The sequence below is a fragment of the Kitasatospora sp. NPDC089913 genome (genome assembly GCF_044748625.1).
Classification (GTDB): domain Bacteria; phylum Actinomycetota; class Actinomycetes; order Streptomycetales; family Streptomycetaceae; genus Kitasatospora.
This window is the reverse complement of the sequence record NZ_JBIVGI010000058.1, coordinates 1-6,797: the sequence shown is the minus strand read 5'-3', so window position 1 is coordinate 6,797 and position 6,797 is coordinate 1. Positions and strand designations below refer to the sequence as shown.

General features: G+C 73.8%; 9 protein-coding genes. 7 read left to right on the top strand and 2 right to left on the bottom strand.

The window, feature by feature from the left end:
* The 4 genes from ACIPYS_RS40010 to ACIPYS_RS39995 all read left to right on the top strand — a co-directional run.
* A partial coding sequence (locus ACIPYS_RS40010) for an acyl-CoA dehydrogenase family protein (protein ID WP_350554586.1) occupies positions 1–94 on the top strand: 94 nt, incomplete at its 5' end.
* 240 nt (positions 95–334) lie between these two features.
* Positions 335–1,195 (top strand): oxidoreductase, encoded by an 861-nt coding sequence (locus tag ACIPYS_RS40005; RefSeq protein WP_400755537.1) that lies wholly within the window; start codon positions 335–337, stop codon positions 1,193–1,195.
* A gap of 172 nt (positions 1,196–1,367) precedes the next feature.
* Positions 1,368–2,615: a beta-ketoacyl-[acyl-carrier-protein] synthase family protein gene (locus ACIPYS_RS40000; protein WP_400755535.1), complete on the top strand. Its 1,248-nt coding sequence runs from the start codon at positions 1,368–1,370 to the stop codon at positions 2,613–2,615.
* A 125-nt stretch (positions 2,616–2,740) separates the two neighbouring features.
* Entirely contained in the window at positions 2,741–3,238 is a 498-nt protein-coding gene (locus ACIPYS_RS39995; RefSeq protein WP_400755533.1) for a GNAT family N-acetyltransferase, read from the top strand.
* Positions 3,239–3,317: 79 nt separating this feature from the next.
* Here the strand turns inward: ACIPYS_RS39995 and ACIPYS_RS39990 are convergent, their stop codons facing one another.
* Positions 3,318–3,917, bottom strand: a complete 600-nt coding sequence (locus tag ACIPYS_RS39990) for a hypothetical protein (RefSeq protein ID WP_093861847.1) — start codon at positions 3,915–3,917, stop codon at positions 3,318–3,320.
* 249 nt (positions 3,918–4,166) lie between these two features.
* Between ACIPYS_RS39990 and ACIPYS_RS39985 the strand changes: the two genes are divergently transcribed.
* Positions 4,167–4,820, top strand: a complete 654-nt coding sequence (locus ACIPYS_RS39985; RefSeq protein WP_400755531.1) for a class I SAM-dependent DNA methyltransferase — start codon at positions 4,167–4,169, stop codon at positions 4,818–4,820.
* Positions 4,821–4,952: 132 nt separating this feature from the next.
* Positions 4,953–5,447: a peptidylprolyl isomerase gene (locus tag ACIPYS_RS39980; protein ID WP_400755529.1), complete on the top strand. Its 495-nt coding sequence runs from the start codon at positions 4,953–4,955 to the stop codon at positions 5,445–5,447.
* A gap of 110 nt (positions 5,448–5,557) precedes the next feature.
* On the opposite strand, the gene ACIPYS_RS39975 is transcribed toward ACIPYS_RS39980, so the two are convergent.
* Positions 5,558–5,998: a DoxX family protein gene (locus ACIPYS_RS39975; RefSeq protein ID WP_400755527.1), complete on the bottom strand. Its 441-nt coding sequence runs from the start codon at positions 5,996–5,998 to the stop codon at positions 5,558–5,560.
* A gap of 116 nt (positions 5,999–6,114) precedes the next feature.
* Between ACIPYS_RS39975 and ACIPYS_RS39970 the strand changes: the two genes are divergently transcribed.
* Positions 6,115–6,681 carry a TetR/AcrR family transcriptional regulator gene (locus tag ACIPYS_RS39970; protein ID WP_400755525.1) on the top strand — a complete coding sequence of 189 codons (567 nt, stop codon included), beginning with the start codon at positions 6,115–6,117 and terminating at the stop codon, positions 6,679–6,681.
* The last annotated feature ends 116 nt before the right edge of the window (positions 6,682–6,797 follow it).

Here is a 6,797-nt window from a genome sequence, read left to right as displayed (position 1 = left end):
GTTGGAGCGGATGATGCGGGACGCGAAGATCACGCAGATCTACGAGGGCACCAACCAGATCCAGCGCATCGTGATGGCCCGCAACCTGCCGTAGCCCGGATCCGCCGGAAAGCACGGTCCGCGCCCTCCCGCGCGGACACCCCGGGAGCCCCCGGCCGAGCACGACCCGGCCGGGGGCTCCCGGCGTCGCGGCGGCCGGTCCGGCCGGGACGTCCTGCCGGCCGGGACGCCGTTCCGGCCGGGACGCATTTTTCCTCGACGCCCGGTCCGCCGGCGCCGTAGAAGTGATCGTCAACTTCCCTGCCGGGAAGACGATCACGGGAGGAACGCACGCATGGGCGACACGTCGACCGACATCCCCGCCGGCCGGGTCTGGCTGATCACCGGGGCCAACTCCGGCTTCGGACTGGCCCTCGCCGGGGCCGCGCTCGCCGCCGGCGACACCGTGGTGGCCGCGGTCCGGCGGACCGAGACCCTGGCCGAGTCGGCCGGGGCGCACCCCGGCCGACTGGTGCCCGTCCGACTGGACGTCACCGACCACGACCGGATCGCCGCCGTGGTGGCGGACACCGTGGAGCGGTACGGCCGGATCGACGTCCTGGTCAACAACGCCGGCCGCGGTCTGGTCGGCGCCGTCGAGGAGTACACCGACCGCGAGCTGCGCGACCACATGGACCTGCACTTCTTCGGTCCGGTCGCGCTCACCCGGGCCGTCCTGCCGCACATGCGGGAACGCGGATCGGGTGCCGTGGTCCAGATGTCCAGCATGGGCGGCCGCTTGAGCTTCCCGGGCATCGGGGCCTACTCGGCGACCAAGTTCGCCCTGGAGGGCCTGTCCGAGGCGCTGGCCGCGGAGGTGGCGGGCTTCGGCGTCAAGGTGCTGATCGTCGAGCCGGGCTCCTTCCGGACCTCCTTCGCCGAGCGGGGCGCGCTCGCCTTCGCCACCGCCCTGCCCGTCTACGACGGGATCGTCGGGCCGGTCCGCGAGGGGCTGCCGGAGGTCGCGGGAAAGCAGCTCGGCGACCCGGAGCGGGCGGCCGCCGCGATCCTGGCCGCCCTGGCCGCCGAGCGGACCCCACTGCGGCTGCCGCTCGGCAGCGACGCCGTCGACGCCGTGCTCGGCAGTCTGGAGGCGTCCGTCGAGGAGCTCCGCGGCTGGGAGTCGGTGGGCCGTTCCACCGACTTTGACGCCTAGCGAGGACCTGTTGACTTCCTCCAATCCCACGGTGTTCGAATCGGTTGGCTGACACACCTGAATGCCCATCAGGGCCGTGACAGTGTGGCCGGTGTGGCGAAAGTCCCCGTGCTGACCGGTGCGGGGAGTTGTGGCCACCCCACAGTCCCGCACGAGTCAGGGAGTTCCTTCGATGGGTACCGACAACCACGCGTCCCGAGCCGTCGCCCCCGAGCCGGTGCTGGTCACCGGTCTCGGGGCGACCACTCCGCTCGGCGGCGACGTCCCCTCGACCTGGGCGGCGATGGTGGCCGGCGACACCGGCGTCCGGCCGATCGCGGCCGACTGGGCGGCCCGGCTCCCGGTCCGGATCGCCGGGCAGCTCGCGGTCGAGCCGACCGAGGTGCTGGACCGGGTCCTGGCCCGGCGGCTCGACCGCTGCGAACAGGTCGCGCTGGTCGCCGCCCGCCAGGCCTGGGCCGATGCCGGCCGTCCCGAGGTGGACGGTGAGCGGCTGGCCGTGGTGATCGGCACGGGCACCGGCGGCGCGCTCACCATGCTCGGCCAGGACGACGTCCTCGAGGCCTCCGGCGTCCGCAAGGTGTCCCCGCACACCGTGCCGATGCTGATGGCCAACGGTCCGGCCGCCTGGGTCTCGATCGAACTCGGCGCCCGGGCCGGCGCGCACACCCCGGTGAGCGCCTGCGCGTCCGGGGCCGAGGCGATCGCCCTCGGCCTGGACCTGATCCGGCTCGGCCGGGCCGATGTGGTGGTGGCGGGCGGCGCCGAGGCGTGCGTCTGTCCGCTGACCCTGGCCGGTTTCGCCCAGGCCCGGGCCCACTCGCTGCGCAACGACGAGCCCGGCCGGGCCTCCCGGCCGTTCGACGTCGACCGGGACGGCTTCGTGATCGGCGAGGGCGCGGCCGTCGTGGTGCTGGAGCGGGCCGGTTTCGCCGCCGCGCGCCGGGCCCGCGCCCACGCCGTGCTGGCCGGCGCGGCCGTCACCTCGGACGCCCACCACATCACCGCGGCCGCAGCCGAGGGGCAGGTCCGGGCGATCCGCCGGGCGGTGTCCGGGGCGGGGCTGTCGCCGCGGGACATCGGGCTCGTCCACGCCCACGCCACCTCCACCCAGCTCGGCGACCGGACCGAGGCGGAGTCGGTCACCGCGGCGATCGGCTCCCACCCGGTGGTGACCGCCACCAAGTCGATGACCGGCCACCTCTTCGGCGCGGCGGGCGCGCTGGGGGCGCTCGCCTCGGTCCTCGCGCTGCGCGAGGGCATCGTGCCGCCCACCCGCAACCTGGAGCGGCAGGACCCGGCGGTCGGGCTGGACGTGGTCACGGGGGCCGCTCGCCGGGGGCCGGTCGGGGCGGTGCTCACCAATGCCTTCGGTTTCGGCGGGCACAACGCCTCGCTGGTGTTCACGGCCGCGCCGTGAGGCAGTGCGCGGGGCTCCGGGCTCCGGGCTCCGGGCTCCGGGACCCGGGCCGCCGGGCCGCCGGGGCGGCGGGGCGGCGGGAAATCAGGGAGACCGGCGGGCGGGCACTCACTACTCTGACCGGCATGTCCACGGAATCCGCGCTGCCCGCAGCCCCGGCCGCCCTGCGGCTCGAACCCGTCACCCCGAACAACATCGACGCCGCGCTGGAGCTGGAGGTCCGTCCGGACCAGGCGCACCTGGTCGCCCCGGTGGCCAAGTCGCTGGCCGAGGCGTACGCGCACGGCGCGACGGCCTGGCCGAGGCTGGTCTACGACGGCGACCGGCCGGTCGGCTTCGTGATGGCGTTCTTCGACGTCACCTTCTACCCGGACCGGCCGGGCGACCTGCCGCGCTCCGGACTCTGGCGCCTCAACATCGCCGCCGGCATCCAGGGCAAGGGTTACGGCCGCTTCGCCGTGGAGCAGGTCGCCGCGGAGATCCGCCGCCGCGGCGGCAGCCGGGTCACGGTCACCTATGTGCCGGGGGAGGACGGCCCGGCGGGGTTCTACGAGCGTCTCGGCTTCCGCCCGACCGGGGAGTTCAGCGGGGACCAGGCGGTCGCGGAGCTGGAGCTGTCCTGAAGGGACGGGCGGGCGACCCGGCCGCCGCCGGGTCGCCCGCCGTTCGTCGTCCCGGGGCCGGGCCGGCCCCGGCGCGGGCTCAGCCGACCAGCAGGAACTTGGTGGTCGGCACACCGCGGATGGTGGCGCAGTCCAGGTTCGAGGTGGTGGTGCTGTAGGTCCAGCCGCGGGGGACGTCACAGGCCCAGAGGCCGTTGCGCGGGGTGCGGAGGTGGAAGGTGGTGGCCTGGACGCCCTGGTTCAGGCTGCACCCGGAGGTGTAGCTGACGTAGTCGTAGGTGAAGGCGGGGGTGCCGACGCAGGCGGTGAGGCCGTCGTACGGGGTGCGCAGGTGGTACATGTTCGAGGTCACGCCGGACTGCTGGCTGCAGGACAGGCCCCAGGTGATGTTGTCGTAGACGAAGCCCGGAGCGCTCATACAGGCGGTCAGCCCGTCGACCGGGGTGCGCAGGTGGAACTGCGGCGAGTTCCAGGTGCCGCCGCCGCTGCAGCTGCGGTTCATGGACACCTGGTCGTAGACGTAGCCGGCCGGGACGGAGCAGGCCCAGCTGCCGTCCAGCCCCGTGGTGGTGGCGGAGGCGTTGGTGGCGGTGACCGCGCCGGAGAGCATCAGCGCCACTGCGGCGAGGACCGCCAGCAGGGCGTTGCGGACGGAACGGACGGTTCGTGCGACGGACATGGTTCTCCTTCGGTCGGAGGAGTTGCCGGTGGGTGCACGGTGCGGGTGACGGTGATCGCGGGTGAGCGTTCACTGTCGCCGACGGTTCTAGCACGCACGGCGGGCCGTCACCTCGGTGATCCGTTCGAGTTGATCGTTCCGCCGGCCGCCGTCTAGTCGTAGCCGCGCGCTTCCTCCGGTCCGGCTCGGTCGATCACCGCCACCACCCCTGCCGCATCCGGCGCAGTGCCCCCGGTAGGGTCGGTCGCCGTGACCACTGCCGAGCCCGAATTCCTCACCGCCGCACGGACGTTCTACGACGCCGTCGCCGCCGACTACGCCGACCGCTACCGCGACGCGCTGGCCGCGATGCCCTGGGACCGCGCCCTGCTCGGGGTGTTCGCCGAACTGGTGACGACGGCCGGCGGCGGCCGGGTCGCCGACCTGGGCTGCGGTCCGGGCCGGATCACCGGCCACCTGGCCGGGTTCGGCCTGGACGTTTCCGGTCTCGACCTCTCCCCGCGCATGGTCGAACTGGCTCGTGCCGCCCACCCGGCGATTCCCTTCGCGACCGGGTCCCTGCTCGATCTGCCCTACCGTGACGGCGAGTTGGCCGGCGCCGTCGCCTGGTACTCGATCATCCACACCCCCGCCGGACAACTCCCGCGGGTGTTCGCGGAGTTCCACCGCGTCCTGGCCCCCGGCGCCCCGCTGCTGCTGGCCTTCCAGGTGGGGGACGACGTCCTGCGGCTCGAGCGGCCCTTCGGCCGCCCCGTCGCCCTGGACTTCCGTCGCGGGCGGCCGGAGCGGATCGAGGCGCTCGCCGGGGCGGCCGGCCTGACGGTCACCACCCGCCTGGTCCGCGAACCGGAACCCGACGAGCGGACCCCGCAGGCGTACCTGCTGGCCCACCGGGCGGCGTAGCGGGCGGTGCGGCTGTCCCGGGGCGTCCGACGGCGATCCGGGCGGTCGGCTCCGGTCGGGGAAGTCCGGCTCCGGCCCGGTCGTCGGGGGGTGTGCCGCGCGACGGGGCGCCCGGCATGCCATGATCCCTGCATGGGTTCCAACGTTTTCTTCGACATCACCATCAACGACGAGCCGGCCGGCCGGATCGTCTTCACGCTCTTCGACGACGTCGTCCCGAAGACCGCGCAGAACTTCCGCGAGCTCGCCACCGGCCAGCACGGCTTCGGCTACGAGGGCTCGTCGTTCCACCGCGTCATCCCGGGCTTCATGCTCCAGGGCGGTGACTTCACCCGCGGTGACGGCACCGGCGGCAAGAGCATCTACGGCGAGAAGTTCGCGGACGAGAACTTCGACCTCAAGCACACCAAGCCGGGCCAGCTCTCGATGGCCAACGCGGGCCGCAACACCAACGGCTCGCAGTTCTTCATCACCACCATCGTCACCGACTGGCTGGACGGCAAGCACGTCGTCTTCGGCGAGGTCGTCGAGGGCCTGGACCTGGTGCAGAAGATCGAGGGCCTCGGCTCGCAGAGCGGCCGCACCAAGGCCAAGGTCACCATCGCCAAGTCCGGCATCGTGGAGTAAGGGCTCACCCCTTCTCGCATTCGGACGCGGCCCGCAGCTCGAGCGGGCCGCGTCCGCGCGTTTCCGGGCCCGCCGGCCCCCCGCTCCGGTGCGGTGCTCCGGTGCGCTGCTCAGAGCGCCGCCGCGACCGCGGCCGCGACGAACAGCACCTGCAGCGCGGTGCGCGCGGGCAGCGGGGTGACCGGCTTCCCGGCGAGGGTGCCGCCGGTGCGGGCGGCGTGCACGTTGGCGGGGAACATCGCGAGCATCAGCAGGGCGAGTCCGGCGGCGGCGTAGGGGGCGAGCGGCGGGACGAGGAGCCCGGCGGCACCGGCCAGTTCGAGGACGCCGGTGAGCGTGATGAGCAGTTCGGGGCGGGGGAGCACCGGCGGGACCATCGCGACGAAGTCGCGCCGGAAGGCGGGCAGGAAGTGCGGCACGCCGGTGGTGACGAACATCAGGGCGAGCGCGCCGCGCACGGCGGGCTGCCAGGCGTCGAGGGTGTCGACGGCGAGGAGCCCGAGCAGGCGGAGGACGGCGAAGCCACCGAGAAGGGCGATGAGGGGGGCCATGGCGGACTCTCCAAGCTTGTCGCTGGTCAATCTTGTCACTGGAAAGATTGGCCCGGGCGAGCAAACTTGTCAATGCCTAGATATGCTCGGGGGGTCGCCGACGAGAGGGATGTGCCATGGGCAGGGCCGAGAGCTACCACCACGGGAATCTGCGGCGGGCCGTGCTGGACGCCGCGATCGCGGCGATCACGGAGTCCGGGCCGTCCGGCTGGAGCCTGCGGGAGCTGGCACGCCGGGCGGAGGTCTCGCACGCGGCGCCGGCGCACCACTTCGGCGACAAGGCGGGGGTGCTGACGGCGGTGGCGGCGGAGGGCTTCGAGCTGTTCGCGGACGCGCTGGAGCGGGCGGCGGGGGATCCGTACGGGTCCGGGGTGGCGTACGTGCGGTTCGCGGTGGACCACCGGGCGTACTTCGAGGTGATGTTCCGGCCGGAGCTGTACCGGGCGGACGACCCGGAGATGGCACTGGCGCGTGAGCGCGCGGGGGCGGTGCTCGCGGCCAGCGGCCGGGAGCTGTCCCGGGGGGAGCGGCCCGACCGGGCGACGACCATCGCCGCGTGGTCACTGGCGCACGGCTTCGCGAGCCTCTGGCTGAACGGCGCCCTGCCGGAGAGCGGGGCCGGGGCGGACGTGGAGGAGCTGGCCCGGGAGGTGCTGCGGGTGGTGTTCGGCCGGGCGGAGTAGGAAGTCCGGCCGTGAGGAGTGGGAAGTCCGGCCGTGGGGGGTGGGGGGGGGGGGGCCCCCCCCCCCCCCACCCCCACCCCCGATAACCCCCCGCCACGGTAAACCACAACAAGAAA

Bases quoted from the DNA above. Each gene is read 5' to 3' on its own strand.
- ACIPYS_RS40005 (WP_400755537.1), top strand. From the start codon at position 335: ATGGGCGACACGTCGACCGACATCCCCGCCGGCCGGGTCTGGCTGATC.
- ACIPYS_RS39980 (WP_400755529.1), top strand. From the start codon at position 4,953: ATGGGTTCCAACGTTTTCTTCGACATCACCATCAACGACGAGCCGGCC.
- ACIPYS_RS39990 (WP_093861847.1), bottom strand. From the start codon at position 3,917: ATGTCCGTCGCACGAACCGTCCGTTCCGTCCGCAACGCCCTGCTGGCG.
- ACIPYS_RS39975 (WP_400755527.1), bottom strand. From the start codon at position 5,998: ATGGCCCCCCTCATCGCCCTTCTCGGTGGCTTCGCCGTCCTCCGCCTG.
- ACIPYS_RS39970 (WP_400755525.1), top strand. From the start codon at position 6,115: ATGGGCAGGGCCGAGAGCTACCACCACGGGAATCTGCGGCGGGCCGTG.
- ACIPYS_RS40000 (WP_400755535.1), top strand. From the start codon at position 1,368: ATGGGTACCGACAACCACGCGTCCCGAGCCGTCGCCCCCGAGCCGGTG.
- ACIPYS_RS39995 (WP_400755533.1), top strand. From the start codon at position 2,741: ATGTCCACGGAATCCGCGCTGCCCGCAGCCCCGGCCGCCCTGCGGCTC.